Genomic DNA, 26,189 nt, shown 5'->3' on the forward strand with positions numbered 1-26,189 from the left:
CTCGGCGGCAGCCGTTCTGACCCACCGCTGGAGCTTTACGACGGCGTACAGGTTCTCAAGGGCGCAGCGGGCTTCCTGTTCGGGTTCACTTCGCCTGGCGGCATCGTGAATTTTGTCAGCAAGCGGCCGCGCTCGCAGCCCTTCCTGTCGGCAGAAGTCGGCTATGCCCAAGACAGCCTTTATCGCGGCCATGTCGATACCGGTTACTCGACCAGCGATGGTCGTTTCGGCTCGCGCCTGAATGTTGCCGGCGAGCGTGGCCAAAACCGCTATCTCGACACCGGGGTTCGCCGCCATTCGATCGGCCTCAACAACAATTTCCAACTGACACCGACCACGACGATCCAGCTCGACGGCCAGCACAGCCGGCGGAAGCTGGTGGGCAGCGCGTTCGGCATCCAACTGTCGCCCGGGCTTGCCATCCCCGATCCCATCTCCGGCACGACGAGATTGGGCGCGAAGTTCGGGGGCTATCGCTATGAAATCGACAGCGGCAACCTCGCGGTCATCCAACAAATCGGTGGTGACTGGACCGCCCGTCTTGACGGCGCACTCACCCGCAACGTTTTCTCCTTCTACGACACAGCGCGGCTCCTCACCAATGGCGCCGGCGACACGTTCTATGGCAACTTCAAGGTCAACCAGCGCACCGTCACCAAGGCTGGCCAGCTTCGCATTTCGGGATCAATCGAAACGGGGCCGCTTGATCATGCGATCACGCTTGGTCTCTATGGCCAACGCCAGGAGACGCTCGCCGGGCGCGCAAGCAATGGTCTCAGCACCACCGGCATGTTCCTGCCCGGCGGCAACATCAACCAGGATTTTCCCGACATCGCTGATCCCGGCTTCGAGCTTCCCAGCCTCAAGCGTGGCTATCGTTCGCAGAACCTGACGGAGACGGCTGCTTTCCTCAGCGATACGATCAGTGTCGGCGATCACTTGCAGGTGCTGCTTGGCGGTCGCCACATCTGGCGCGAACAGACCAACCTCAATCCTACCGGCGTGATCACGCGGCGGGACGAGCGTGAGAAGTTTACGCCGACCACAGCGCTGCTGTGGAAGCCTACGGAGAACGTCACCGGCTATGTCTCCTACTCAGAGTCGCTCCAGGCAGGGGGTACCGCTCCGGCCGGATCGGCGAATGTCGGGGAGGTCATGCAGCCGATGGTCAGCAAGCAATATGAAGTCGGTGTCAAGGCGCAGGTCGGGGCGCTGCTCGCGTCCGCCGCCATGTTCCGGATCGAGCGTGCGTTCGAGTTCCTGATGGCCCGGGTCGGTGAGTTGCCCCTCTATGTCCAGGATGGCATGCAGCGCCACGACGGTATTGAGCTGTCGGTCTCGGGCCATGCCGGGGAGGCGTGGCGGTTTGTCGGCGGCGTTCAGTTGCTCGACGCCAAGATCCGTGACGGGCTCCCTGTGCTGGTTGGCAAGGAGCCGCCGGCGGTGGCCGAGTTCCAGGCCAAACTGTTGGCGGAGTATGCGCCGCCCGCCCTGGCCGGGTTTGCGATCAACACCACGCTCAACTATACCGGAAGCAGCGCGTTCAATACCGACAACTCGCTCTCGATCGATGATTTCTTCACGCTTGGCGCTGGCGCCCGCTACCGGTTCGACGCAAATGGAACGCCGGTCACCACGCGGGTCGCGGTCAACAATCTGACCAACAAGAAATACTGGATGCCCAGCAGCCTGCTCATCCCGGGTGCGCCGCGCAGCATCACAGCATCGCTCGCGGTCGATTTCTAGACCCTGACAATTTCAAAAAGCTTACAAGGTTTGGCGGGGCCGAGCGGATGGGATCACACCCCGCTCGCTGGGCCCCATCGCCCTTCAAATATACTTCAAGCAGATCAGATGGCCCGCGTGGCGGCATCCAATGATCTTTTGGCGCGCTGAAGGAAGTGCGGGCAGGCTCGATCCGATAAAGTCGAGGAGGATCATCAAGTGATATAGGGTTTGCGATGAATTTGCTGACAACGCGCGATCACCTGGAAGCTGTCATAGGAACACCGCCGGCGATGGTGACGGCCAAGACCATAGATCATCTCGATCCCGGTGCGATCTCCTGGCTGGCGGCGTCTGTCATCATGGTTGCGTCGGTCGCCCACGGTGATGATATCGATGTCCTGATCGGCGGCGACGCGCCGGGCTGGGCCACCGGCCATCAGGATACGCTCATTCTGCCCGCTGCCTCTCTTGATGCCACCGGATGTCTGGTGCCCGGGGCCGGGTTCGGATCGATCTTCCTGGTTCCCGGTCTCAATGAGATCATGCGGGTCAATGGTCGTGTCGCGTCGAGCGACCAGACCGGGATCAGGGTGACGGTCGACGAATGCTATATCCACTGCGGCAAGGCGTTGATCCGGTCGGATTTCTGGTCGCCTGTGTCGAAGTCAGATGAGATATCGCTGGATGCGTTTACCGGCGAGTGCCGCTTCCTGGCCCTCGCAACCTGCGACAGCCATGCGAACGCCGATCTCAGCCCCAAGGGGGATCCGGCCGGCCTGATGGTCAGGCTGGACGATGGTGCGATCCGCTTCGCCGATCGTCCCGGCAACCGGCGGATCGACAGTTTCCGCAACATGATTGAACAGCCGCGTGTCGCGGCCGCCCTGATCGTGCCCGGGCTGTATCGGGTGATCGTCGTCCACGGTCGCGCGCGGATCACCGACGATCCTTCCGAGCGCGAGGCCTTTACGGTCGGCGACAAGGTGCCACAGCTTGTCACCGTGGTTGGCGATGCGCGCATCGAGCTTCGCGACAGCTCTGCGTTGCGGCGGGTCGCTGCCTGGCCGGCTCCGCCGCCACCTGAGGGGCTGAAGGCCGGCAAGATCGCGACCGGCCACCTCAAGCTGTCTAAAGGGCTCAGCGCGAGGCTGGCTGGCTATGTGATGTCGGTACCGGGGTTGGTCGAACGCGAGTTGGCGAAGGATTACAAAGCCAATCTTTACTGATCTAGGGTCCAGACTCAATTAGGTCCAGTACGCCACGATGGTTGTGATTGCGAGCGTTGATAGGACGTTTCTGGCGAGCTTGTCGTATCGGGTTGCGACGCGTCGGAAGTCCTTGAGGCGGCAGAAGACGGCCTCGACCATCCATCGGAACTTGTACCTGACCTTGTCGAAGCGGATGGGCTTCTTGCGTGACTTTCTGCCGGGAATGACAGGCTTCGCGCCCTTCTCCTTGATCTTGGCCCGCAATTTACCACTGTCATAGCCCTTGTCGGCCAGGACGTAGCGGCAATCATCGACCTCAGCCAGCAGGGTCTCAGCCATGGTGATGTCGGAAACGTTCCCGGCGGTCACATGCAGGGCCACCGGGCGACCAAGCGTATCGGTCAGGGCGTGGACTTTTGTGGTTTGGCCACCTCTGGAAATGCCAATGGCTTGCGCCTTGGCCCCCCTTTTCCGCCGTGGGCACACCGATGTGCCTTCACGTAACTGCCATCCATGGCCACGCTGGTCGTAATCCATTGCCCGGCGGCCAGCGCCTGCAACATCCGATGCCAATGCTTGCGACCGGACCATCGATTGAAGCGATTATACACCGTGGTCGGCGGGCCGTATTCCGGCGGACAGTCCTTCCAGCGGCAGCCGCTCTTGAGTACATGAATAATCCCGCTGATAATCCGGCGGTCATCAACACGCGGCGCACCAACGGTATGGCGGGGAAGGTGTGGTTCAATCGCTGCCCACGCATCATCCAAAAGCCAGAAAATCTCCCGCACTCAATCCTCCAGGGCGCTAATAACGCCTTGGAATCACATTCACACAGCAATTTCAATGCACTGTTGCGGTTCTGACCCTAGGCGCGATGTGAGCGGTGGGTGAGAGCTGTTCCATCTTGGTGAGCCGCTTCGACCAAGAGACCGGAGGCGATCCAGTGGATGAAGCTGGAAGACGGCATGGGACTATCAGCAATTCCTTTCGCGCCGCTGTATTCTCACCCGCGATGTCATGATCCTTTCTAAGGAACGTGATCAGAACGGTCGTTTCTGTATCGTTTCCCGGCCTCAGGGTAATAAATGTCCCACCGACGCTGTTGACGGTCCAGGCCCAGTTATCGTCTTCAGGCCGTCGGGGAATCTTGAAGAACGCCATGTTGGCGCCGAGATAGCGAAAGCGGGTCTGCTCGGCCAGCACCAGTTTCCTCAACGAGGAACTCATGCCCTCGGCGCAGATCACCAGTTCGAACGCCTCGACATCGCCATTGGCAAAGGTGGCCACCATGCCGGTGTCCTTGTCTTCCAGATGCGTTACGAACGTCCCCATGCGATATTCGCAATTATCTTTCGTGGCGTCGAAAAGGACGCGGGCGAAATCGCCTCTCAGAATCTCGAAATCGCTTGTCAGCGTTCCCAGCGCCCCCTTCGGAAACGTGGCAACCAGCTTGCCGGCGGCATCAAGATATTTCTGGCCTTGCTCCAGGGTGTTCCTGGCCTCGATCGCCTCGGCAAGCCCCATCATCTTGATGACCTGCTGCCCGGCGCCCTTGATGTCGACATTCTGCCCACCATCCCTGAAGGATGTCGCCTTTTCGGCGATCACGACGGAATAGCCGTATCTGTGCAGCCAGTAGGCGCAAGCGGGGCCGGCGATCCCGCCACCACAGATCAGGATTTTCTTGTCGGTTTTCATACTACCTCGCAATGTCGAACTGTTGGCGATTCCAAACCCGTGCGGCGGCCTGCCGCCAAAAGCCCGACCAACGGGAACGGTCGTGGCGAGGCGCTGCGGCTCAAAGGCTTGATGACGGTGGAAACGCGATTGGTCTCAACCAGGTTAGACAAACGCGTCCTGGGGCGCATGGGGCTGTTCCGCCAAACAATTTACTGATGCCGTCAAAGCGACCGCCGGTCTTGCACTCAGCAATGATTTTGTCGGCGGCATTCTGCGAGACCGGTCTGGTTGGCGGGGCCGCCTAGTCCATTCTCCCGACATTCGGTCGCGTGACGGTCTGGTTTTGCCGGCTTGCAAGATATTGCGCCGGTGGTTCCCCAAGGGCCTTCTTGAACATGGTGATGAACGCGCTGGCGCTTTCATAGCCCAGGTCGAAGGCCACGGCCTGCACCGCATCACCTGCGGCAAGCCGCTCCAATGCGACCATGATCTGGAACTGCTGCCGCCAGCGGCCGAAGCTCATCCCGATGTCGCGTTGAATGAGGCGAAACAAGGAACGCTCGCTCATCGCCACCCGGCGCGCCCATTCGCCGATGGTTGCCCGATCCGAAGGGTCAGCAGTAAGCCCGTCCACGATCCGCCTTAAACGAGGGTCGCCCGGCAAGGGCAGATGCAGTTGTTTGACCGGTGCATTGGCCAGTTCATCAAGCATTGTCTGGGTCAGGCGTCCCTGGGCACCTTCGCGATCATAGAGTGGCGGCAGGTGTCCCACACGGATGATCAACTCCCGCAGCAGGGGGGCGATCGCCACGGTACAGCACTCCTTCGGCATGGCTGGCGCCGCATCAGGTTCGACAAACAAGATATACAAGGCCACTTCGCCGACCCCGCGCACGCTATGCTCCATCCCTCCTGGTATCCACAGCGCACAATGCGGCGGGACCAGCCAGAGCCCCTTGGCGACTTCACAGGTAACCAAGCCTCGCAGCGCCATGATCAGTTGCGCCTTGCGGTGCTCGTGCCGGGGCTGCTCGAAACCGTCGGTCACGAGCTCACCGCCTATGGCGAAGACGGCACGGGGAATTTCCTGGGGATCAAAAACACCTTTCGCGGTGATGTCCGCCAGATGCCCCATTGTTTCGACCTCCTCCAGGCTTGTCGTCACATCTTGTCTTGGCCCCTCAATAAATGCGAATGATTCTTATCTGCCTGGCGGGATTCAGCAATATTCTGGCAGGCATGAGAACCCTGCCACGTCTTGGGGAATTTTGGTCCCGTTTCTGGCTGGATCAGTGACTGTTGGAGATGGCAGCGGATGACATGATGATCGACGAGGCAGTGATATGCGCTTGTTGGACAAGGATCCTCGACGTCCAGAACCAGACGCGCCGTGATCGCCTTCTCCTCTGATCCCGTGCTGTTGTCGGTACTGATCGGCAAGCGTATCGGCTGTACACCGTCAGCCCCGGATCTGCGTTTCGAGCAGACGCTGAAAGGCGGCGGCGGTTGCGGCGACGCTGGAAGCGGATACACAACGTGCATCGTCATCGGCGACATGGTGATAGCGGTGGATGCCGAACACGCCGGCAGCCGGGGTGTAGCCTGCGGCGACGATCTCTGTCAGTTCGCCGGCGGTCAGTTCGTCGGTCGTCCAGGGTGCCTCAAGTCCCGCATGCCCGGCAAAGACCTCGCGCGCCACGGGGAGCAATGCCGGGCTGACCGACAGAAAGCGCTGGGTGTCCACGCTGGGAAGCGGCCGCCATTGGCCGGGCAGTTCGTGCCAGTCGCGTGAGGCGACATTGGCCCCCAGATGCAACCAGAAACGCGTCTGTGCCGGCGCTGGCGCGATGGCTTTCAACGCCTCTGACGCGCCCAGATTCTCATATTCATGGCCGCTATGGCAGACGAAGGCCAGATCATGGTCCTTGACCGTCTGGCTTGCCCAGCGTGCAAGCCACAGCCAGGCCGCAATGCCCGGGCCGCGTTCGCCGGCACAGGTGTACCAACCCGACCGGGGCGTTGACACTGCCAGCCAACGTTTGCGTCCGCGGTCGATACGTCCGATGAAGTTGAAGGCTGGTCGTCGCCCCGTTTCCCCCTGCAGATGCAGCGTAGCATTCTGCCGGGCCAAAGCCGCGGCGCGGAAGGGTTGGGCATCCTGCGGCGCCATCAGTGCGACGGGTCCAGCGAACATCGGCTCCCGGCCGTCGGCGTTAAGCGCGATCACCTTGCCCGTCGGACCGTTGGTAATGGCCACCACCGCCCTGGCGCCAGCCGCGAAAGCGGCCGAGATCGGTTGTCGGATCGGTTTGGCAAGCGCGCTGGACCAACGGCCGTGAGGCAGGTCGATCAGGGCGATCGCCCCCGCTAGCGGCCCGTCGGTCAGGCCACCCGCGTCGATATGGACAAGCGGACCCGTGGCGCCGTCAGGCCCTGTTGTGACCACAATCGGCTGGGGCCATAGGGTGGCTCTGGCCTCACCACACAGCAACTCGGCGCGCTTGGTATCGAAGAAAGGTGTGGGCACGCTCTGCCGTTCGACCTGGAAGCCAAGCTGTTCCAGTTCCGCGACCAGCCAGTTACCGGCGGCATTGTCCCCGGCCCCCCCGGCCTGCTTGCTGCCGAAGCCGATATATCGGGCGAGATCCGCCGCCACCCGATCCTCCTGCCCCTGGGGTACCTGCGCCATCGCCGCGGCGGCGGGAAGCGCCGCACCGGCGGCCAGGAAACGGCGTCTGCTGGTCTTGAACATGAAACATCCTCCCGCTTGTGTATGGTTCGGTGGCTGGCGGCCGCTTGCGATTTTCCGGGCATCAGGACGCAAAGCAGCGTGACGATGCAGGTCGCGGCACGATACTGCGATATTGGTACAGCCGCTTCATAATGTGCGGATAGGTGTTGGTGGATCACCTTGATGGCGTTTCATTGATCATCCGACAAGGTTATCCGCCTTCCCGATCTCGGGGATATGCCGGTCCGCCCCAACAGCGCCCCAGAGGTCAACAAATTAATTCATTGGAAAATAAATATTTTGGTCTACTATCCCGCCCACTGGCCGCCGGAGGGCGGCGGATTTGTGCGGGGAGAGGTCTGACGATGCCGGTGAAGCTGCATCCATCTGCCAGGGGCGCCTACGATTATCCGTTGCTGATCAAGAACCTGTTGAGCGGGTTGCCGCAATGGCGCGACCAGTGGATCGTCAGCGATGACCGCCGTTACACCTATGGCACTTTTGAAACGCGGATCGCGCGGCTGGCATCGGCGCTGTCGCGGCTGGGGGTAGAGCCGGGGCAAACCGTTGCCGTGATGGACTGGGACAGCCACCGCTATCTGGAATGCTATTTCGCGGTGCCGTCCATGGGCGCGGTGCTGCAAACCGTCAATGTACGGCTGTCGCCACAGCAGATCGCTTTCACCCTGGCCCAGACGGGGGCGGAGACGCTGATCTATCACCAGGATTTCGCGCCGCTGGTGGCACAGATCGCCGGGTCGTTGCCGGCCCTGCAACGCCGTATCGTCATGGCGCCCGCGACGGCGGAGGGTTGCGTCGACAATTTCGAGGCCATGGTGGACAGTGGATCGCCCGATTTTGTCTTTCCCGATTTCGACGAGAATGCCGTCGCCACCACTTTCCATACCACCGGGACCACAGGCGATCCCAAGGCCGTGTCCTTCAGTCACCGGCAGTTGGTGCTGCACACACTGGCGGTGGGAACGGCCCTGGCCAATCAGCCCGATGGTCAGGGTTTCCGGCGCGGTGATGTCTATATGCCGATGACGCCCATGTTCCATGTCCATGCCTGGGGCATGCCCTATCTGGCGGTCATGGTGGGGGTGAAGCAGGTCTATCCCGGCCGTTATGAGCCCAAGCGCCTGTTGGCGCTGAAACGGTCCGAAGGGGTGACCTTCTCCCATTGCGTGTCGACCATCCTGCGCATGCTGCTGGATGCTTTGGGGGAGGAGGAGGGCGGATTGGCCCCCTGGACCATGGTGATTGGCGGCGGCCCCCTGCCGACCAGCCTGATGGTGCAGGCACGGGAGAAGGGCATATCGACAATCGGCGGGTACGGCATGTCGGAAACCGGTCCGGTCATCGCCCTGGCCCGCGTGTCGCCGGACGATCCCCCGGAGGCGCGTTGCCGCGCCGGGTTACCGGCACCGCTGGTCCATGTTCGGGTCGACGTGCCGGCGGGGGGCGGGGAAGGGGAACTGCTGCTGCGCGCGCCGTGGCTGACCAATGATTATCCGGGCACGCCGGCGGCCGGGGAAGCCCTGTGGGAGGGCGGCTGGCTGCATACCCAGGACATCGCCCGCATCGCTCCGGACGGGGGCGTGAGCATTGTCGACCGGATGAAGGATGTCATCAAGACGGGCGGGGAATGGGTCTCCGCCACCCTTCTGGAGGAACTGACGCTGCGTCACCCGGCGGTTGAGGATGTCGCCTTCATCGGCGTTCCCCATCCGCGCTGGGGGGAGCGGCCGCTGGCGGTGCTGGCGACGAAGGGGCGCATTGCGCCGCCCAGCCTTGAAGGCTTGCAAGCGCATTTGCGCGCCTATGCCGATGCCGGCGCCATCAGCCGCTATGCGGTACCGGATGAGATGATGGTGATAGAGGCGCTGCCGCGCACCAGCGTGGGCAAGGTGGACAAGAAGAACCTGCGCATCCTGGCGGAACATCGACCGGAGATCCGCAAACAGGGTTGAAGCCTATTTCCGCACGGCGGCGAAGCCGGCGGCGTAGACCGAGACGAGTTGGTTGCGTATCGACAGCATGTCGGTGGAACTGCACAATCCGCCTGACAGGCTGTCGATACGACCCGTCTGCGCCAGGGACAGGGTCAGCGATCCCGACAGCAGATGATAGTACCAGTAAAGGTCCCGATCCGGGGTGCCGGGCGCCAGCTTGCGCAGCAGGGCGACAAGGGCGGCAACAACGGGGTCGAAATGGTCCCGCATCGTGTCGCCCCCCCAGGCGGGGGTGTTATTGACCATGGCCACCAGCGCGGCATAGTTCCGCCAGCCCTGGTCACCGGTGACCAGCAGGCTGAATGTCGGATCCAGGAAAGCTGCCAGCACCCCCTCGATGGTCATGGCGTCGCCGGCCTGCGCTTCATACTCCGCCATTGATCGCAGGCGCATATCATTGATGATGGCGGCCCGCCGGGAGAACACGGCGTCGAACAGCGTGGTCTTGTTGCCGAAATAATAATGGACCAGGGCCGTGTCGATGCCGGCGGCCCTGGCCACATCCTTGATGGTGACACCGTGCAGCCCCAGGCTGGAGAAAAGTTCCTCCGCCGCGTTCAGGATTTTCGTGACGGTTTCTTCGCGCCTCTCCCCTTGCGGGCGTCGGAGCGGCTTTGTCTGGGTGGGCTTTGACGTGGTCAAGGCTTGGTCTGCATGCTGAGAGTTTCCCTCTTTCTACGCGGGACATGGCGCCCGAGCAATCGGTCGTGGAAGGAGCGCAACCGGAATAACATCAACAAAATGGGCGCCATCCAACTGACCTTTGCCAATTGGTCCGGGCGGTGCGGGGCCAGCCGGCCAGCCGGCGTGTCGAACACCATCCAGCGTCCGTCGGCGGATGTATAGGGGGGCCAGTCTCCCGGCACGCCGTCACGCGCGAAGGCGACCCAGCGCGCGTGCAGCCCGTCGGACATCAGCCGGTCCGCCTCCGTTACGTCCTGTCCCTCCGGATGTCGATCCAGCCACCGGAAGACGTAAAATATCTCGTCTCCATGTGCCGCCCGATCCCCGGCGGCGCGCCGGTCCGGCGACACATGGTCGAACAGATAGAGATAGCTGGGTGCCTTTCGATTGAGACCCGCCACCCACCGCGCCGGTGCGGTGAACAGCATGTCCCGGAAATAAAGGCCGACCGCCACCAGCGGCGCCTGACCATAGAGCCGGCTGATGGCCCTTTGCCGGCGCGGCTTCAGCCCATTCAGGGAACGCTGCCGCAGGCCGGGATAGTCCAGCAGGGAATCTTCCCCTGAATTGACCCCGATCACCAAGGGGATACCGTTGGCGGCACCCCCCGCCAAGGCCGGTGTGATATCGCCGGGCATCAGGCGGCCATCAATGATGGGATGAAACTCTCCGTCGATGGTGGCCAGCGTCTCGGGCGGAAGGGCGCGTAACGCCTCAACAGAGCTGTCGGCACCTGGCAGACCCAGCGCCTCGGCCACCCGCACGCCCTGCCGTTCGGCCTTGGCCACGGTATTGGACGGAAACCAGCCGCCACCGGATTGTACGATGGCGCGATGAAACAGGCTGCGCGCCGCAGGACAGGTCATCAGCCCCAGCACATGGAAGCCGCCCATGGATTCACCAAACAAGGTGACATTGGCGGCATTGCCGCCAAAGGCTGCGATATTGTCCCGCACCCAGCCCAGAGCCGCGACCTGATCCATCATGCCATAGGAGCCCAGCGGTTCGTCGGGTCCCGCAGCCGCAGTCAGGGCCGGATGGGCGAAAAAGCCCAGATGACCCAGCCGGAAATTCACCGTCACCAGCACCACGCCGCTGCGGGCGAAATGGGTTCCGTCATAGAAGGGCAGCGAGCCCGCCCCCATCCGGCCCGATCCACCATGCAGCCAGACCATCACCGGCGCGTTGCGGGCGTCGGCAGGCGCCCAGATATTCAGGGTCAGGCAATCTTCGCTGAAGGGAGGGGGCGCCCCGCCGATCCGCGTAATATCGTCAATACCAGCCGGCCCCGATTGAAAGGCCGAGGGGCCGAACTGGCTGGCATCGCGATCACCGTCCCAGGCCGGACAGGGGCAGGGCGGCCGCCAGCGCCGCGGGCCCAGGGGGGGGGCAGCATAGGGAATGCCCTTGAAACAGCGAACGGTTCCATCACTTCGGCCCACCAGCCAGCCGGCTTGGGTTTGCACCCTGTCATGCTGCATGCGTCGCGTCTCCGTCTGGTCTTCGGCCGTGTTCCAAAATGTAAGATATCATCCCAAAAAACGCTTGCGTAAATTATTTATTCATCTATCAATAAATTACCGTGAATGCACGGTCCATCTAAAGGACGCGAATAAGGGCCGGCATGCCAAGCGCCGGACCAAGGGGAGTGACGTGATGAAGAAGAGTATGCATCCCGCCGTCTTGTCGTGCGGTGTGGCCCTGTTTGCCCTGATATCGGTATCGGCCCATGCCCAGGACGCGGGTGCGTCGGATGGGCTGGTCCTGGAAGAGATTGTGGTGACGGCACAGCGTCGGGCGCAGACACTGGCCGATGTGCCGCTGTCCGTCTCGGTCCTCGGCGGGGAGACGTTGGCGGCCGCCGGTGTCAACCGGCTGGACGATGTCGCCCGGATGACCCCGAATTTCCAGGTAGTGCAGGGATCGACGCCGCAGCAGAACCGCTTCACCGTGCGTGGCCTGACCTCCAGCACCTCCAACCAGGGCATCGACCCCAGCGTCGGCTTCTTTGTCGATGGCGTCTATATCGCCCGGTCCGAGGCCGTGCTGACCCAGTTGCAGGATGTGGAGCGGATCGAGGTGCTGCGCGGCCCGCAGGGCACGCTCTATGGCAAGAACACCACCGTCGGCGCGGTGAATGTCATCACCAAGCGACCCGGCAACAATGTCGAGGGTCAGGCGATTGCCGAATATGGCAATTATGACAGCGTGCGCCTGCAGGGCCGGGTTGCCGGTCCCCTGGTCGAGGATGTGGCCGCCGCCTCCCTTTCCGGTTTTTATTCGGACCGTGACGGCTACACCACCAACATCGCCAATGGCGAAAAGCTGGGATCGCTGAAGACCTATGGCGGTCGGGCCAAGCTGGCGCTGGACCCGTCGGAGGCCGTGGCCATTACCCTGATCGCTGACTATCAGCGCGACGAGGGCTATGGCAGCACGGCCGATCTGCGCCGCCGCGATGGGGTGCCCACGGACATCTACGATTACCGCACCTCCCGCAGCGCGGGAGAGGTCAACGACATGAAGACCTATGGTTTCTCGGGCCAGATTGATTGGGAACTGGGGCCGTTGACGCTCAGGTCGATCACTGCCCATCGCGGGTCCAAGATGAACAATGTGGTCGATTCCGACAGCACGGAAACGGCCTTCCCCTTCGGCATGGGCTATCGTATCGCCGACGCCTCGCAGACCAGCGAGGAAATCCAGCTCTTCTCCCCGGACTCTGAAAGGTTCCGCTACATTGTCGGTGGCTTCTACCTGCACCAGAAGCTGGAATCCAAGGGCGGGCTGGTGATCCCCGCCACCGGTGTGCGGCCGCTGGATCAGACCTTCAACCAGTCGGGTGACAGCTACGCCGTGTTCGGTCAGGCGAATTATGACATTGTGGACGCGCTGACTCTGACCGTTGGCGGCCGCTACAGCCATGAGACGCGTGATGCCACCATTGCCCAGACGGCGCCGGCCGGTGTCGGCTATGCCATCATCAACCCCGCGCTGAACCGGTCCAGCAGCGAGAGCGATTTCTCCCCCCTGGTCAGCCTGAATTATAAGCTGGACCGGAACCTCTCCGTCTATGCCACCTATGCCGAGGGTGTGAAGTCCGGCGGCTTCAACGCCGAACCCTACGCCGGAACAGCCACGACCGTGGGGCAGACGCTGGCCTTTGAACCCGAACACGCCACCAGCTATGAGGTGGGCCTGAAATCCATGTTCTGGCAGCGCCGCGCCAGCCTGAACCTGGCCCTGTACCGCATGAGCTTCGATGACCTGCAGGTTTCCACCTTCAACGGTGTCGCCTTCTCCGTCGCCAATGCGGCCAGCGCGCGCAGCACCGGTGTGGAGCTTGAGGGTTCCGTGACGCCGGTGCGGGGCCTGACCCTGACCGGCTCGGTCGGCTATAGCCGCGCCAAATATCGCGACTTCATTTTCAAGTCGTCGGCTGCGGCGGCCGGTGTCGACCTGTCCGGACGCCAGTTGGGCTATGCGCCTAAATGGACGGGGGCGGCATCTGCCCAGTATGAAACTGACCTGGGTGCGCAGATGGTGGGCGGCGTGCGGGTCGATTATCAGTATGCCGGCGAACAGACCCTGTCCGCCTTCCTGGACCCGCGGGCACGGCAAGCGTCGGTCAATCTGTTCAATGGCCGCCTCTATGTGCAGACCGATGGCGGGTTCGAGGTGGCGCTGTGGGGCAAGAACCTGTTCAACAAGCACTATCTGCTGGATGCGCGGTCGCCGCTGAACATTCCCGGCACCAGTGCCGATGATTTTGGCGGTGTCGTGTCGGTTCCCCGCACCTATGGCGTGACACTGACGAAGCGCTTCTGAGCGAAAGGCTTGGCCGATGGATCGGGTACGGGCACCTTTCCTGTGGACGCCACGGCAGCCCATCGACGAGATGGGCTTCCAGGCGGTGAAGAAGCACCAGCCGGAACGCGACGATGGGCAGAACCGCTGGTTCCTGTTCCGCGCCACGGCCGATTGGACGCCGGGGGACGGTGCCGTTCCCTTCGACATCACGGTGGATGGCCGCTATCTGCTGCATGTCAACGGGCGGCAGGTGGCCAGGGGACCGGCGCGCAGCAGCCCCCTGGCCAAGCGCTATGACAGCCACGACATCGCCCCCTACCTGCGGCCGGGGCGCAATGTGGTGGCGGTGCTGGTCCATACCTATGGCGTCGACACGGCCTTTCACGAAACCGTGAAGGGCATGTGGCGCCCGACCTTCGGCGAAGGCGGCCTGTGGGTCGACGGGCCGCTCTTCAGCACGCGCCAGGAATGGCGCTGCCTGGAAAGCGATGCCTGGTGCCGGGAGACACCCCGTGTCAACCATTCCCTGGGCTTCGTTGAAATCCTGGACGCCAACCTCCTCCCGCCGGGCTGGACGGAGCCGGATTTCGATGACGGACACTGGGATGTCGCCCGGCCTTTGCTGGCGCGCGGCGGGGGTCCGGAAAGCACCTATGGCGGGCTGGTGGTCCGACCCTTTCCCATCCTGCTGCCGCGTGGCATTCCGCTGCTGGAGGAAAAGCCGGTACCGGCCCGGCGGATCGTCTGGAAGCGGGGCCATGCTCCCCGGCATGAGCTTCCCATCACACACCGGCTCTATGAAGAGCCATTGCATCCGCTGCCCGCCGGCGCGATCCGCTATCCGGAAAACCTGCTGCTCGGGCACGACCATCCGACGGTGGTCCGGACCAGTGCCGGCCTGGATACGGCCTTCACGCTTGATTTCGGTCGCATCTTCACCGGCCATCCCGCCTTTGAAATCCAGGCGACGGGCGGGGAGGTGATCGAGATCGCCTGTTCCGAACGCCTGCCGGGTGAATGGGAGCCGGGCGGCATGGCCCCGGACGCGCGCATCACACCCTTCCGGGTGCTGGGCAACGATGCCCATATCTGCCGATACATCGCCCGGCCGGGCGTGCAGCGTTTCGAACGGTTCGAATGGTGCGCCATCCGCTACATGCATGTGGTGGTCCGCAATGCGCCGCGACGGCTGGTGTTCCGCTGGCTGGGCGCCACGGCCAGCCATTATCCCGTTGAGGAACGGGGCCGTTTCGCCTGTTCCGATCCGCTGTTGACGCGGCTGTGGGCGGTGGGGGCCTATACGCTGCGCCAATGCATGCATGACGCCTGGGAGGACTGCCCCAGCCGCGAGCAGAGGCAGTGGCTGGGCGACGTGACCGTAGAAAACCTGGCCGCCGCAGCCGCCTTTGGACCCTGCGCGGCGCCGCTGGCGGCCAAGTTCCTGCGCCAGGCGGCGGAAAGCCAACGTCCCGACGGGCTGACCCAGATGTTCGCCCCCGGCGACCATAAGGAGAATGGCAACCTGATCCCGGACTGGACCCTGCAATGGGTGCTGTGCGCGCAGGATCACTGGCTGCTGACCGGCGATCTGGAGACGGTGGAGGCCATCTTTCCCTCCATCCAGAAGGCGCTCGGCTGGTTCGAGCGGCTGTGTGGCGCGCGCGGTCTGGTCGTCGACATGCCGTACTGGCATTTCATGGACTGGGCCGGGTTGGGCCGGCAGGGGGAGGCGGCGGCGCTGAACGCGCAGTTCGCCGGTGCCCTGCGCGCCGCCGCGACATTGGCCGATGCCGTGGGCTTCGGGAAGGCGGCGGTGAAGTACCGGCATCGGGCCGATGCCATCATCGCCGCGCTGGATGCCAGCCATTGGGACGAGACGCGGGGCGTGTGGGTGGACATGGTCTTGCCCGATACCGGATCTCAGGAACGACGCGTGTCACAGCACGGAGTGGCCGCCATGGCCCTCTGGGGCACCCCGCCCGCCGACCGGGTCGCCCGCGCCCTGACCTGGGCCTGCGACCCGGAACGGGAAACCCGCACGGCCGCACCGCCCGTGGTCCCCGTCGGCGACAGGCTGGACGAGGAGCGGGGGGTGGTGATGGCCAACACCTTCTATGGCCATTTCGTCTGCGAGGCGCTGGTGCGCCATGGGCGGATCGTCACTGCCCTGGCCCAGACCCGCCGCCGCTATGGCCCCATGCTGGAGGCCGGGGCGACCACCCTGTGGGAATCCATGTCGTCCTTTGCCAGCCTCTGCCACGGCTTCTCCGCAGCCCCGACGCATCTTCTGTCGCGGCATGTGCTGGGTGTATCGCCGGCCATGCCCGGCTTCACGCGGGTGCGGATCAGTCCGGACCTGGTCGACCTGGACTGGGCCGAAGGCGTGGTGCCAGCCGGCTCCCATGATGTCAGCGTGCGGCTGGTCCGCGACGGTGATGGCTTCACGGCCCATGTGGAGACGGCCGCCGCCCTGGATGTCGCGGCGGCCCCCGGCCTTCGCGTACTGTCCGCCGAAAGCGAGGGTCGCGTGACCCGTATCCGCTATACCCGTCAGGAGAGCCGTTTTGAGCAATGACAGCGCGCAGGGCCTTACGACCCGCGGCCTTTGGTTCTTCGCGGCGGCAGCCCTGCCCACCGCCATGCTGAATGTACCGCTGGCGGCCTATCTTCCTCCCTTCTACGCGCAGCATGTGGGCATCAGCGTTGGCATGATCGGCGTAATCTTCATGGTCGCCCGTATTTGGGACGTGGTGACCGATCCGCTGATGGGGGCTTTGACGGACGGTACACACAGCCGCTGGGGACGTCGCCGGCCCTGGATCGCGGCGTCGGCGCCGCTGCTGGTGCTGTCGCTCTGGGCCTTGTTTTTTCCGCCGCAGGGGGCGGGCGGCCTGTGGCTGATCGCGTCCCTGTTCGCCGTGACGGCGGCCAACACCATGCTGTCCATCACCCATACCGCCTGGAGCGCCGATATCGCGACTGGATACCATGACCGGTCACGTATCCAGGGGGCGATGCTGATGGTCACCATCGGCGGCAGCCTGCTGGCCATGTTGCTGCCGGCTTTGTTCGAAGCCGGTGCCGGGGACCCGGTCCAGATGCGTGCCCATATGCTGGGGGCCCTGGTCATGGGATTGACCCTGCCCATGATCGGGCTGACGCTGCTGTCCGGACGGGAACAGCCGGCCCCGTCGCCGACATCCACGGATGTGAACCCGTTTCGGGCCGTGCTGACGGCCCTGCGCCGCCAGCCCTTCCTGGCGCGCCTGCTGCTGGCCGATTTCGTGCAGGGGATTTCCGGTGGGGTGCTGGGCGGGCTGTCCTATTATCTGGCCCTGGCCAAGGGGGTGGGGGAGCGCGCCAGCCTGTTGCTGCTGTGCTTTTACATCGCGGGAGTACTGGTGGTGCCCTTGTGGATCAAGCTCAGCTATCGGTTGGGCAAGCCGCGCACCATCGGCTGGTCCTCGCTGCTGTCCATCCTGCTGATCCTGCTGGTGGTGCTGGCGCCATCGGGGAACGTTCCGCTGTTGTGCGGGGCCTTCGCCCTGTTCGGCACCACCATGGGGGTCTGGATGTTCCTGACCAAGTCCATCGTCGCGGACCTTGTGGATGTCGAGGAGAAGATCGTCGGAGCCCCACGCGCCGGCATGCTGTTTGCGCTGTTCGTGCTGACCCAGAAAATGGGCGGGGCGCTGGCGGTGGGGGTGGCCTATGTCGCGCTGGCGGCCACCGGCTATCAGGCCGGGGCGGCGTTGCAGGATGGGCAGGTCCTGTTCATCCTGTCACTGGTCGCCGGCACCGTCATTACCGGCCATGGGGTGATGGCCTGGGTGGCGTTTCGGGGCGCAAAGCACGGACAACCCGTCTCTTGATCAATAGCGGCATCCGTTTATGGATTCTGATTGTAAAGAGCAGTGGGTGAGCAGGGGAAGGTTAGTCGGATTATCCGAAAGCCTTGCTACCATTGGGTTCTCAATTTGGAAGGATATGACGTTGTAAGACTTAGGTCATACTATATATGGAAGTCTCTACACATGGTTGCTGTGAGACAATATTGACAGGCAGTGCCAACCCATCTTCCGGCAGGGGCAAAATCAGATTAACCTGCTGCCAATGGTTTGCGTGTTCCCTGTCAATAGGATCCCATGACGACTGGTGACCTCGATCTTGATGTCTGTAGCCGGGAGCCGATCCATATTCCGGGCAGCATCCAACCCCATGGGATGCTGCTGGCCTTTACCGCCAACGGTTGCGGCGGGTGGCGCCTGACCCAGGCCAGCGCCAATGCCGGTCCCGCCCTGGCGTTGGCGTTGGAGGGGGCGCTGGGCCGGGGACCGGAAGAGGTGCTGCACCCGTCCCTGACGGATTGTGTGGCAGGCTTCCTTACCGAACCGCATTTGCCGAACCGGCCCATGCCGCTGGGCATTATTGATCTGGCCGAGGCCGGAAGCCTCCAGATTCTGGCCCATGGCGGGGACGATGGCGCGGCCCTTATCGAGTTGGAGGGGCTGCACGGCAGCAACGGACAGATCGAGCGCGTCTATCCGCGCATGCGTGAGGCCATTGAGCGCCTGGAGACGCTGGACGCAGCGGAGGAGATACTGGCTTGTGCGGCGCAGGAGGTGCGGGCGCTGACCGGCTTCGACCGTGTCCTGATTTACCGTTTCGATGCCGACTGGCATGGCACCGTGGTGGGGGAGGATGGCAATGGGCGGCTGCCCTCCTATATGGACCTGCGCTTTCCAGCCAGCGACATCCCGGCTCAAGCGCGTGAGCTTTACCGGCTGAACCGTCAGCGGCTTATCCCCGACGCGTCCTATGTGCCGGTTGCCATCGTGCCGGCGCTTAACCCGGCAACGGGACGACCGCTGGATCTCAGCTTCTCCGTGTTACGCAGCGTGTCGCCCACCCATGTCGAATATATGCGCAACATGGAAACGGCGTCCTCCATGTCCGTATCGATCCTGTTGCGCGGCCGGTTATGGGGCCTGATCTCCTGCCATCACCGTGAGCCGCGCGTGGTCTCCTACGCCGTGCGCTCGGCCTGTGACCTGATCGCCCAGATATTGTCGGTACGCATTGCCGCCGTGGAGGATCGCCGCGACGCGGAGAAGCGCATCGCGCTGAAGGTCATCCAGGCCCGACTGCTGGCCGCCATGGCGCAGGCCGACCCCTTCATTGCCGGCCTGCAGGACGTTCCCGATGATTTACTGCGTTTTGCCGGTGCCAGCGGTGCAGCCATCGTTTTTGAGCAGACCTGTGCCCTGATCGGGCAGACGCCGGGCAGCGAAGCGGTAAAGGGGCTGGTCGCCTGGCTGGCGGAACAGGGGGAGCCTGAACAATTCGCGACCGACAATCTGTCGGCGCTGTATCCCCCGGCAGCGGGGTTCGAGGGCAAGGCCGCAGGTCTTCTGGCCATCGCCGTATCGAAGCTGCATGCCAGCTACATCCTCTGGTTCCGGCCGGAGGTGGTGCGCACGGTACGCTGGGGTGGTGATCCGCGTAAGCCGACGGGGCATCAGCCCGGCCTGACACGGCTGAGCCCCCGCACCTCCTTCGAAGCGTGGAAGGAGGAGGTGCGCCATCGGGCCGTTCCCTGGAGCGACGCGGAACGGGAAACTGCGGCCGACCTGCGCCATGCGATCATCGGCATCGTCCTGCGCAAGGCGGAGGAACTGGCGGACCTGTCACGCGAACTGGCCCGGTCCAACAAGGAGCTGGAATCCTTCTCCTATTCCATTTCCCATGATCTGCGCGCGCCCTTCCGGCATATCGTGGGCTATGCCGAACTGCTCCATGAACTGGAGGCAGAGCGGTTCAGCGCCACGGGCCGGCGTTACCTGGACACCATTGTCGATGCCGCGAACATGGCCGGCCTGTTGGTGGACAATCTTCTCCACTTCTCCCAGATGGGCCGCAGCGAGTTGACCCCCGTCACCATCGATATGAATCAACTGCTTGCGGATATCCAGGAGATGCTGAAGCCGGAGGTGGCTGGCAGGCCTGTCGAGTGGAAAATCGCCCCGTTGCCCGCCATACGCGGGGACCCGGCCATGATCCGGCTTGTCCTGCAGAACCTTCTGTCGAATGCGATCAAGTATACAAGGGGGCGCGAACCCGCCCGGATTGAAATCGGCTGCGAGAAGCAGGCCGACGAAACCTTGTTCTGGGTTCGCGACAATGGGGTCGGCTTCAACCAGGCGTATGAGAAGAAATTGTTCGGCGTGTTCCAGAGACTGCACCGGAGCGAGGAATTCGAAGGGATCGGCATCGGTCTGGCCAATGTCCGGCGTGCCGTCGACCGTCATGGCGGCCGCACCTGGGCGGAGGGCCGCGTCGGCGAAGGGGCTGTCTTCTACTTCACGCTGCCTCACATGCGGGGCGGCGAAACCGGACGGAAGGGGTCCGCATGAGTAACCTGAAACCCATCCTTCTGGTCGAGGATAATGCGCGAGACCTGGAACTGACGCTGGCGGCGCTGGGCAAATGCCAGCTTGCCAATGACGTCATCGTGGCACGTGACGGGGAAGAGGCGTTGGCGCTTTTGACCCGTCGCGATCCGCAGACGGGTGAATTCACCCTGACGCCGGCCGTGGTCCTGCTGGATTTGAAGCTGCCCAAGGTGGACGGGCTGGAAGTGCTGGAACGCATGAAGGGCAATCCGGAAACGCGCCATGTCCCCATCGTCATGCTGACCGCGTCGCGCGAGGAGAGTGATCTGGTCCGCAGCTACCAGCATGGGGTCAATGCCTTCGTGGTGAAGCCGGTCAATTTCAAGGATTTCTTTCAGGCAATCCGTGACCTGGGCGTCTTCTGGGCCATCCTGAACGAGCCCCCGGTGACCATCCGCCGCTCTTCATTTGCTTCCCCGGCTGGGCAGGGCGGTTGAAGGAATGCCAAGCAGCATCAACATCCTGCATCTGGAAGACAGCCCCCTGGACTGCGAGTTGGCCTGTACGCGCCTGCGCAAGGCCGGGCTTGCCTGCGACGTGACCTATGTGGAGACACGCCAGGCCTTCATCGAGGCGCTTGGCAACGGGCCCTTCGATGTGATCCTGGCCGATTTCGCGCTCCCGGCGTTCGACGGTCTGTCCGCGCTGACCATCGCGCGGGAACTGGCGCCCGACATTCCCTTCATCTTCCTGTCAGGCAAGATGGGTGAGGAAACGGCGGTCGAAGCCTTGCGTCAAGGTGCGCGCGACTATGTGCTGAAGGAACGGATGGCTAGGCTGCCGGCGGCGGTGACACGGGCCATCAATGAGGCGCGCACCCTGACCGAGCGTCATCAGGCCGAAGCGCAGTTCCGCGTCATCGCCGACAGTATGCCCCAGCTTGTCTGGTCGGCACGCGCCGATGGTGGCGTCGATTACTTCAATCGGAACTGGTACGATTATACCGGCACCAATCCGGGGGACTGTGACGGTACCGGTTGGGCGCAGGTGCTGCATCCCGATGACATGGACCGCACATTGGCGCGGTGGAACGTGGCGCTGGACACCGGCGAAGAATATGAGATCGAGTACAGGCTGCGCCAGGCGGACGGTGTCTACCGGTGGTTCCTTGGCCGCGCTCTGCCCCTGCGCGACGGCGGGCGGATCATTCGCTGGTTCGGGACCTGCACCGATATCGACGACGCCGCGAAGCTGCGCCGGTTCCTGTCGGAAAGCCGTGAGGAACTGGAACGTCAGGTGGAGGCGCGCACAGCCGAACTGGTGTCAGCCAATGCCAAATTGCGGGCGGAGGTGGTGGAGCGCGAACAGGCGCAGGAGGCATTGCGCCAGGCCCAGAAAATGGACGCGCTGGGCCAGCTTACGGGCGGTATTGCCCATGATTTCAACAATCTGCTGACCGCCATCACCGGCAATCTGGAACTGCTCATCTCTCGGCTGGATGCCGGTGACCGTGAGGGGCTGCTCTCCTACGCCACCCATGCCAAGGCCGGTGCCACGCGGGCCGCAGCCCTGACCCAGCGCCTGCTGGCCTTTGCCCGACGCCAGCCCCTGCGGCCGGGCGCGATCCATCCCGACATGCTGGTGCGCGGCATGGAGGATCTGCTGCGCCGCACGGTGGGCGAGCAGGTGACCATCGACACCCATTGCCCGCCCGATGTCTGGCCCGCCTGGTGCGATGCCAACCAGTTGGAGATCGCGCTGCTGAATCTGGTGGTCAATGCCCGCGATGCCATGCCCGCTGGTGGCCTTGTCAGGATATCCGCGACCAACGCCCGGCTGGCGGAAGACGAGGTTTCGCACGGCAGCCCCGCCGGCGATTATGTGCTGCTGACCGTGGGCGATACGGGGACCGGCATGCCGCCGGAGGTGATCAGCCGCGCCTTCGATCCGTTTTTCACGACCAAGCCGATCGGCCAGGGTACCGGATTGGGGCTCAGCCAGGTCTATGGCTTTGTCAGCCAGTCCAACGGGCTGGTCAGCATCGAAAGTACACTTGGCACGGGAACGCTGGTCCGGCTGTATCTGCCCCGATGCCGGGCCGAACAGATGGAGATGGCGGCAACCCCCGATACCGAGGGCGCAGGCGATGCCAGCGTCGGTACGGTGCTGATCGTCGAGGATGAGACGCTGGTCCGCATGGTCGCCGTGCAGTCGCTGGAGGATGCGGGGCTGAAGGTGGTGGAGGCCGCCAATGGCCCGCAGGCGCTGGCGCTGCTGGATGGCGGATTGCGCGTGGACATGCTGGTTTCCGACGTGGGGTTGCCCGGCATGAATGGCCGCCAGCTTGCCGAGGCGGCACGGCAGCGCCAACCCGGTCTGCCCGTGCTGTTCATGACCGGCTACGCCTATGACATCACACTGGGTACCGGGATATTGGAGCCCGGATGCCAGGTCCTGCAGAAGCCGTTTGAAACCGCAGCCCTGGTCGGACGTGTCACCGCCATGCTGGCGGAACCGGGCGCGTCGGCGCCGACCAACGCCCGCCATCGCCTCTGAGGATGCTGCTGCGATGAGCAAGCCGACCGTCACCGATGCCGGCCGTGCCAAGCGGCTGAAGGCCGCGACCCAGGCCGCGCATGACAGTCTGGACAAGGCGATCATGCGGCGGGAGCCGTTCCGCGACCGGGGTCGCTACGCCCTTTTTGTGGTGGCGCAGTATCAATTCCACCGGGATCTCGACGCGCTTTATGATGATCCGGTTCTGGCGGCCTTGGTGCCTGATCTGAAGGCGCGCCGTCGTCTCGACAAAATCGCCCTGGATCTGGACGACCTGGGCATGGCGCGTCCTGCGGTGGACTCCATCCCGGTGCCGGCCGGTGATCTGCCCACCGCGCTGGGGTGGCTCTATGTGGCGGAAGGTTCCAATCTGGGCGCGGCGCTGCTGCTGAAAGAGGCGACAATGCTGGGTCTGTCGGAAAATTTCGGCGCGCGTCATCTGGCCGGCCCGGTGGAGGGGCGGGGTCTGCTGTGGCGGACCTTCACCGCGGCGCTGGACGCGGTCCCCCTGACATCGGAACAGGAGGCACGGGTGGTCACCGGCGCGCAGGCCGCCTTTGCACGGGTGCGGGCATTGGTTGAGACATCTTTTGGAGCGTGACGGGTCTGGGCCCGCCATTGATCCTCAGCCCCGCACGGTGCGGTAGGCGTGCCAGGTGGCGTGTCCCAGCAACGGGAAGACCACAATCAGGCCCAGCAGACCGGGCAGCAGGCCCAGGAGCAGCAGTGCCAGCACGACGGTCCCCCAGGTCAGCATGACGGGCAGATTGTTCCAGACCATGGCCATGCTGGTGCCCATGGCGGTCAGGGCGTCCATGCGTTCGGCCAGTAGCATGGGCAGGGAAAAGACGGAGATGGCAAAGCCGAAGGCCGCGAACAGACCGCCGACGGCCCCGCCCACCAGCAGCAAGGCCCAACCCAACGGATCGGTGACCAGCATGGCGGCGACCTGATCCAATCCCGGAAACGGCTGCCAGCCAAAGAACAAGGCATAAAGCAGAACGGCGGCGCGCATCCAGAGCAGCATCAGCAGGCAGAGCAGCACACCCACAAACAGGATTTGCCGCCCCGACGCGGCCCGTACCCGAAGCATGGCGCCAAGTCCGATCCGTTCTCCCACCGCCCGCCGCCGGCTTTTTTCATAAAGTCCCGTGGCAAAGGCCGGCGCCACGATGGCGAAGCCTGACAGGGCCGGGAACAGGAAATAATCGCGCCCCAGCTCGACCAGTCCGGCCACCACCAGCCAGGAGACCAGCAACATGACGGCGCCATAGGCCAGACTGCCCCCCGGATTGTCCCAAAGGTCATGCCATCCCGCCTTGAGCCAGCCCATCGCCGCAGAGGCAGGCAGGCCACGCGCATACAGGCTGACATGGGGCAGGGGCGGGAGGGTTGGTGGCAGGCTGTCGGGAACGGCGATCATGGTCACCCTCTCAGCAAGCGGAATTGGCGGCGCTGTAGCCGGCGGCGGCAGGCGTCACGCCCGGTTTCTGATGCGGTACACAGGCGGGCTGGCTTTCCAGCGCCACCATCACGAGATGGATATTGGCCCCCAGCAGCAGGGCGACGCCCCCCGCCACCAGCAGGATAAGGCGCCAGTGCCTAGTGATCTGCATGTCCGCCCCCCTCCCTGGCGCCGGCGGCCAGGTCGGCGACATAGAGGGCCAGCACCTTGCGATCCAGGTCGGACAGCCGCTGGTCCCAGCGGGGCATATGCCCCTGGCGCCCATAGAACAGGGTGGTAAAAAGGACCTGCTCGTTGCCGCCATAGATCCAGGTGGCATCGGTCAGGTTGGGGGCGCCTGTCTCCACCATGCCCTTTGCATCCTCCCCATGACAGGCGGCGCAGTTGGCGGCGAACAGCTCACTGCCGGCCGACGACCCGCTTCCCGTCCCCGAGAGGGAGCGAACATGGGCGATAACGGCCAGGATGTCGGCCCGTCCCAGCAACTGATCGCGTCCGAACGCGGGCATCTGCGACACGCGTGTGTCAGGATGGTCGGAATTGATGCCGACACGAAGCGTTTCCGCCAGCACCTCTGGCGCCCCGCCCCACAGCCAGGCACCCGCCGCCAATGCCGGGAAGCCCGGCCCACCCGTGCCGCCCTGCCCATGACAGCCGGCACAATTGTCCCCGAACAGTACCGCCCCATGCCGGCGCACCTGCTGCATCAGCACGGGATCATTCTGGATATCGGCGTATTCGCGTCCGGCCACCTCTGACCGCCAGGGCGGGGCGTTTTCCGTCGCCCGGCGCAGGTCGTCTTTCACGACCTGGCGCTGGTCGATACCCAGCAAGCCCTTGGTGTAGGTATGACCGAGCGGCCAAGCCGGCATCAGCACCCACCAGAAAAGGCTGAAGAGGAAGGCTGTGATCAGGAAGAACCAGACGGCACGCGGCACCGGGGTGTTCAATTCCCTGATGCCGTTCCATTCATGGCCCGTGGTCATGTGCCCCGTGATGGGATCGCGCTCACCGCCGCTCATGGCCGGTCCTCCCCGCGCAGCACCGATTTCGCCGCATGATCAAAACGTTTCCCGTTGCCGGGCCAGAACGTATAGATCAGCACACCAACCGACAGGGCCAGCAGGTAGAAAAGCCCGAAACCCTTGGCAAGCAGAACGGTCAGGGCGTGGCCTGTCTCCGGCATCTCATTCCTCCGGTGGCTGGCGGTTGGCATGGGCGGCATCGGTCAGCCGGCCCAGGATCTGGAGATAGGCAACCAGGGCGTCCATCTCCGTCACCTGTCCGGGATTGCCGTCGAAGGGACGCGCCTGCGTCGCGGTGCCATAACGGCTGGTCAGACCGTCGCTGCCGTCCGTCCCCGCCTGGGCAATGGCGTCTGCGGTGGCGTTGACCACCATCTCGTCCGTATAGGGCACGCCCACCCGGCTCAGCGCCTTAAGATGCAGGCCCAGATCGTCGGTGCGCAGCGCCGTTGTAACCAGGAACCGGTAGGAGGGCATGATCGATTGTGGCACGACGGCGCGCGGGTCGATCAGGTGGGCCACCTGCCATTCGTCGGAATATTTGCCGCCGATGCGGGCCAGGTCGGGACCCGTGCGTTTCGACCCCCATTGCATCGGGTGGTCGTACTTGGACTCCACCGCCAGCGAGTAGGGGCCGTAGCGCTCCACCTCATCGCGCAGCGTGCGGATCATCTGGGAATGGCAGGCGTAGCAGCCCTCCCGGATATAGATGTTGCGCCCGGCCAGCTCCAGCGGGGTGTACAGCCGCATGTCGGGCGCATCCTCAACCGTCTCGTCGATGGTGAAGAGGGGCGCAATCTCCACCAGCCCGCCGATGGAGGCGACCAGGATGATGCCCAGCACCAGGGCCATGCCATGCTTTTCAAGGCGGTAATGCAGTCCGAACATCGGC

Annotated in this window: 20 protein-coding genes and 1 pseudogene; 10 read left to right on the forward strand and 11 right to left on the reverse strand. The window is 63.8% G+C overall.

Going from position 1 to position 26,189, the window contains the following annotated elements; genetic code table 11:
• Positions 1-21: 21 nt before the first annotated feature.
• A pseudogene (locus KBA48_RS00260) lies at positions 22-1,746 on the forward strand (TonB-dependent receptor); the annotation flags it as partial.
• A gap of 215 nt (positions 1,747-1,961) precedes the next feature.
• Positions 1,962-2,954, forward strand: coding sequence for a pyridoxamine 5'-phosphate oxidase family protein (locus KBA48_RS00265; RefSeq protein ID WP_292902570.1), 993 nt, complete (start codon positions 1,962-1,964; stop codon positions 2,952-2,954).
• A gap of 18 nt (positions 2,955-2,972) precedes the next feature.
• Here the strand turns inward: KBA48_RS00265 and KBA48_RS00270 are convergent.
• The 4 genes from KBA48_RS00270 to KBA48_RS00285 form a co-directional block, all read right to left on the reverse strand.
• Positions 2,973-3,727 (reverse strand): IS5 family transposase gene (locus KBA48_RS00270; protein WP_292902572.1). Its coding sequence is split into 2 segments (ribosomal slippage): positions 2,973-3,391 and positions 3,391-3,727, totalling 756 coding nucleotides; the frame shifts between segments, so codons are not numbered across the junction.
• A gap of 52 nt (positions 3,728-3,779) precedes the next feature.
• Positions 3,780-4,637 carry an FAD-dependent monooxygenase gene (locus KBA48_RS00275; protein WP_292902574.1) on the reverse strand — a complete coding sequence of 286 codons (858 nt, stop codon included), beginning with the start codon at positions 4,635-4,637 and terminating at the stop codon, positions 3,780-3,782.
• A 283-nt stretch (positions 4,638-4,920) separates the two neighbouring features.
• Positions 4,921-5,754, reverse strand: coding sequence for a helix-turn-helix domain-containing protein (locus tag KBA48_RS00280; RefSeq protein ID WP_292902576.1), 834 nt, complete (start codon positions 5,752-5,754; stop codon positions 4,921-4,923).
• A 324-nt stretch (positions 5,755-6,078) separates the two neighbouring features.
• Entirely contained in the window at positions 6,079-7,371 is a 1,293-nt protein-coding gene (locus tag KBA48_RS00285) for a hypothetical protein (RefSeq protein ID WP_292902578.1), read from the reverse strand.
• Positions 7,372-7,715: 344 nt separating this feature from the next.
• On the opposite strand from KBA48_RS00285, the gene KBA48_RS00290 reads away from it, so the two are divergent.
• The gene (locus tag KBA48_RS00290) at positions 7,716-9,323 is read left to right on the forward strand and encodes a long-chain-fatty-acid--CoA ligase (RefSeq protein ID WP_292902580.1); all 1,608 of its coding nucleotides are present in this window, start codon (positions 7,716-7,718) and stop codon (positions 9,321-9,323) included.
• Positions 9,324-9,326: 3 nt separating this feature from the next.
• On the opposite strand, the gene KBA48_RS00295 is transcribed toward KBA48_RS00290, so the two are convergent.
• Both KBA48_RS00295 and KBA48_RS00300 read right to left on the reverse strand, forming a co-directional pair.
• Complete coding sequence (locus tag KBA48_RS00295; protein WP_292902582.1) at positions 9,327-10,007, reverse strand: TetR/AcrR family transcriptional regulator; 681 nt, start codon at positions 10,005-10,007, stop codon at positions 9,327-9,329.
• The gene (locus KBA48_RS00300) at positions 10,004-11,530 is read right to left on the reverse strand and encodes a carboxylesterase family protein (protein ID WP_292902584.1); all 1,527 of its coding nucleotides are present in this window, start codon (positions 11,528-11,530) and stop codon (positions 10,004-10,006) included. Before KBA48_RS00300 ends, KBA48_RS00295 begins: the two co-directional genes overlap by 4 nt.
• Positions 11,531-11,705: 175 nt before the next feature.
• Here KBA48_RS00300 and KBA48_RS00305 point away from each other — a divergent pair, with 175 nt between their 5' ends.
• From KBA48_RS00305 to KBA48_RS00335, 7 genes are all read left to right on the forward strand, one after another.
• Positions 11,706-13,877, forward strand: coding sequence for a TonB-dependent receptor (locus KBA48_RS00305; protein ID WP_292902586.1), 2,172 nt, complete (start codon positions 11,706-11,708; stop codon positions 13,875-13,877).
• Positions 13,878-13,893: 16 nt separating this feature from the next.
• On the forward strand, positions 13,894-16,434 hold the full coding sequence (locus tag KBA48_RS00310) for a hypothetical protein (RefSeq protein ID WP_292902588.1): 2,541 nt from the start codon (positions 13,894-13,896) through the stop codon (positions 16,432-16,434).
• Positions 16,424-17,731, forward strand: a complete 1,308-nt coding sequence (locus KBA48_RS00315) for an MFS transporter (protein ID WP_292902590.1) — start codon at positions 16,424-16,426, stop codon at positions 17,729-17,731. The genes KBA48_RS00310 and KBA48_RS00315 overlap by 11 nt, the downstream gene beginning before the upstream one ends.
• A gap of 273 nt (positions 17,732-18,004) precedes the next feature.
• Positions 18,005-20,272, forward strand: coding sequence for an ATP-binding protein (locus KBA48_RS00320; RefSeq protein ID WP_292902592.1), 2,268 nt, complete (start codon positions 18,005-18,007; stop codon positions 20,270-20,272).
• A complete protein-coding gene (locus tag KBA48_RS00325) occupies positions 20,269-20,748 on the forward strand; it encodes a response regulator (RefSeq protein WP_292902594.1) in 480 nt (159 codons plus the stop codon). The genes KBA48_RS00320 and KBA48_RS00325 overlap by 4 nt, the downstream gene beginning before the upstream one ends.
• Positions 20,749-20,752: 4 nt before the next feature.
• Entirely contained in the window at positions 20,753-22,807 is a 2,055-nt protein-coding gene (locus KBA48_RS00330; protein ID WP_292902596.1) for a response regulator, read from the forward strand.
• A 13-nt stretch (positions 22,808-22,820) separates the two neighbouring features.
• Positions 22,821-23,408, forward strand: coding sequence for a biliverdin-producing heme oxygenase (locus tag KBA48_RS00335; protein ID WP_292902598.1), 588 nt, complete (start codon positions 22,821-22,823; stop codon positions 23,406-23,408).
• 24 nt (positions 23,409-23,432) lie between these two features.
• On the opposite strand, the gene KBA48_RS00340 is transcribed toward KBA48_RS00335, so the two are convergent.
• Genes KBA48_RS00340 through ccoO form a run of 5 tightly spaced genes read right to left on the reverse strand, consistent with a single transcriptional unit; the run spans position 23,433 to position 26,185 of the window.
• Positions 23,433-24,230: a DUF2189 domain-containing protein gene (locus KBA48_RS00340; RefSeq protein WP_292902600.1), complete on the reverse strand. Its 798-nt coding sequence runs from the start codon at positions 24,228-24,230 to the stop codon at positions 23,433-23,435.
• A 10-nt stretch (positions 24,231-24,240) separates the two neighbouring features.
• Positions 24,241-24,423, reverse strand: coding sequence for a hypothetical protein (locus KBA48_RS00345; RefSeq protein WP_292902602.1), 183 nt, complete (start codon positions 24,421-24,423; stop codon positions 24,241-24,243).
• Positions 24,410-25,294: a cytochrome-c oxidase, cbb3-type subunit III gene (ccoP, locus tag KBA48_RS00350; RefSeq protein ID WP_292902604.1), complete on the reverse strand. Its 885-nt coding sequence runs from the start codon at positions 25,292-25,294 to the stop codon at positions 24,410-24,412. Before ccoP ends, KBA48_RS00345 begins: the two co-directional genes overlap by 14 nt.
• Positions 25,291-25,458, reverse strand: a complete 168-nt coding sequence (locus tag KBA48_RS00355; RefSeq protein ID WP_292902606.1) for a cbb3-type cytochrome c oxidase subunit 3 — start codon at positions 25,456-25,458, stop codon at positions 25,291-25,293. The genes ccoP and KBA48_RS00355 overlap by 4 nt, the downstream gene beginning before the upstream one ends.
• A 1-nt stretch (position 25,459) precedes the next feature.
• Positions 25,460-26,185: a cytochrome-c oxidase, cbb3-type subunit II gene (gene ccoO, locus KBA48_RS00360; RefSeq protein WP_292902608.1), complete on the reverse strand. Its 726-nt coding sequence runs from the start codon at positions 26,183-26,185 to the stop codon at positions 25,460-25,462.
• Positions 26,186-26,189 lie beyond the last annotated feature (4 nt).

Origin of the sequence: Niveispirillum sp., from assembly GCF_017996735.1 — a bacterium.
Classification (GTDB): domain Bacteria; phylum Pseudomonadota; class Alphaproteobacteria; order Azospirillales; family Azospirillaceae; genus Niveispirillum.

What these genes read in the sequence shown, in the direction of transcription:
- KBA48_RS00265 (WP_292902570.1), top strand. Translation starts at nt 1,962, where the DNA reads ATGAATTTGCTGACAACGCGCGATCACCTGGAAGCTGTCATAGGAACA.
- KBA48_RS00275 (WP_292902574.1), bottom strand. Translation starts at nt 4,637, where the DNA reads ATGAAAACCGACAAGAAAATCCTGATCTGTGGTGGCGGGATCGCCGGC.
- KBA48_RS00280 (WP_292902576.1), bottom strand. Translation starts at nt 5,754, where the DNA reads ATGGGGCATCTGGCGGACATCACCGCGAAAGGTGTTTTTGATCCCCAG.
- KBA48_RS00285 (WP_292902578.1), bottom strand. Translation starts at nt 7,371, where the DNA reads ATGTTCAAGACCAGCAGACGCCGTTTCCTGGCCGCCGGTGCGGCGCTT.
- KBA48_RS00290 (WP_292902580.1), top strand. Translation starts at nt 7,716, where the DNA reads ATGCCGGTGAAGCTGCATCCATCTGCCAGGGGCGCCTACGATTATCCG.
- KBA48_RS00300 (WP_292902584.1), bottom strand. Translation starts at nt 11,530, where the DNA reads ATGCAGCATGACAGGGTGCAAACCCAAGCCGGCTGGCTGGTGGGCCGA.
- KBA48_RS00305 (WP_292902586.1), top strand. Translation starts at nt 11,706, where the DNA reads ATGAAGAAGAGTATGCATCCCGCCGTCTTGTCGTGCGGTGTGGCCCTG.
- KBA48_RS00310 (WP_292902588.1), top strand. Translation starts at nt 13,894, where the DNA reads ATGGATCGGGTACGGGCACCTTTCCTGTGGACGCCACGGCAGCCCATC.
- KBA48_RS00320 (WP_292902592.1), top strand. Translation starts at nt 18,005, where the DNA reads ATGACGACTGGTGACCTCGATCTTGATGTCTGTAGCCGGGAGCCGATC.
- KBA48_RS00325 (WP_292902594.1), top strand. Translation starts at nt 20,269, where the DNA reads ATGAGTAACCTGAAACCCATCCTTCTGGTCGAGGATAATGCGCGAGAC.
- KBA48_RS00330 (WP_292902596.1), top strand. Translation starts at nt 20,753, where the DNA reads ATGCCAAGCAGCATCAACATCCTGCATCTGGAAGACAGCCCCCTGGAC.
- KBA48_RS00335 (WP_292902598.1), top strand. Translation starts at nt 22,821, where the DNA reads ATGAGCAAGCCGACCGTCACCGATGCCGGCCGTGCCAAGCGGCTGAAG.
- KBA48_RS00340 (WP_292902600.1), bottom strand. Translation starts at nt 24,230, where the DNA reads ATGATCGCCGTTCCCGACAGCCTGCCACCAACCCTCCCGCCCCTGCCC.
- KBA48_RS00345 (WP_292902602.1), bottom strand. Translation starts at nt 24,423, where the DNA reads ATGCAGATCACTAGGCACTGGCGCCTTATCCTGCTGGTGGCGGGGGGC.
- ccoP (WP_292902604.1), bottom strand. Translation starts at nt 25,294, where the DNA reads ATGAGCGGCGGTGAGCGCGATCCCATCACGGGGCACATGACCACGGGC.
- KBA48_RS00355 (WP_292902606.1), bottom strand. Translation starts at nt 25,458, where the DNA reads ATGCCGGAGACAGGCCACGCCCTGACCGTTCTGCTTGCCAAGGGTTTC.
- ccoO (WP_292902608.1), bottom strand. Translation starts at nt 26,185, where the DNA reads ATGTTCGGACTGCATTACCGCCTTGAAAAGCATGGCATGGCCCTGGTG.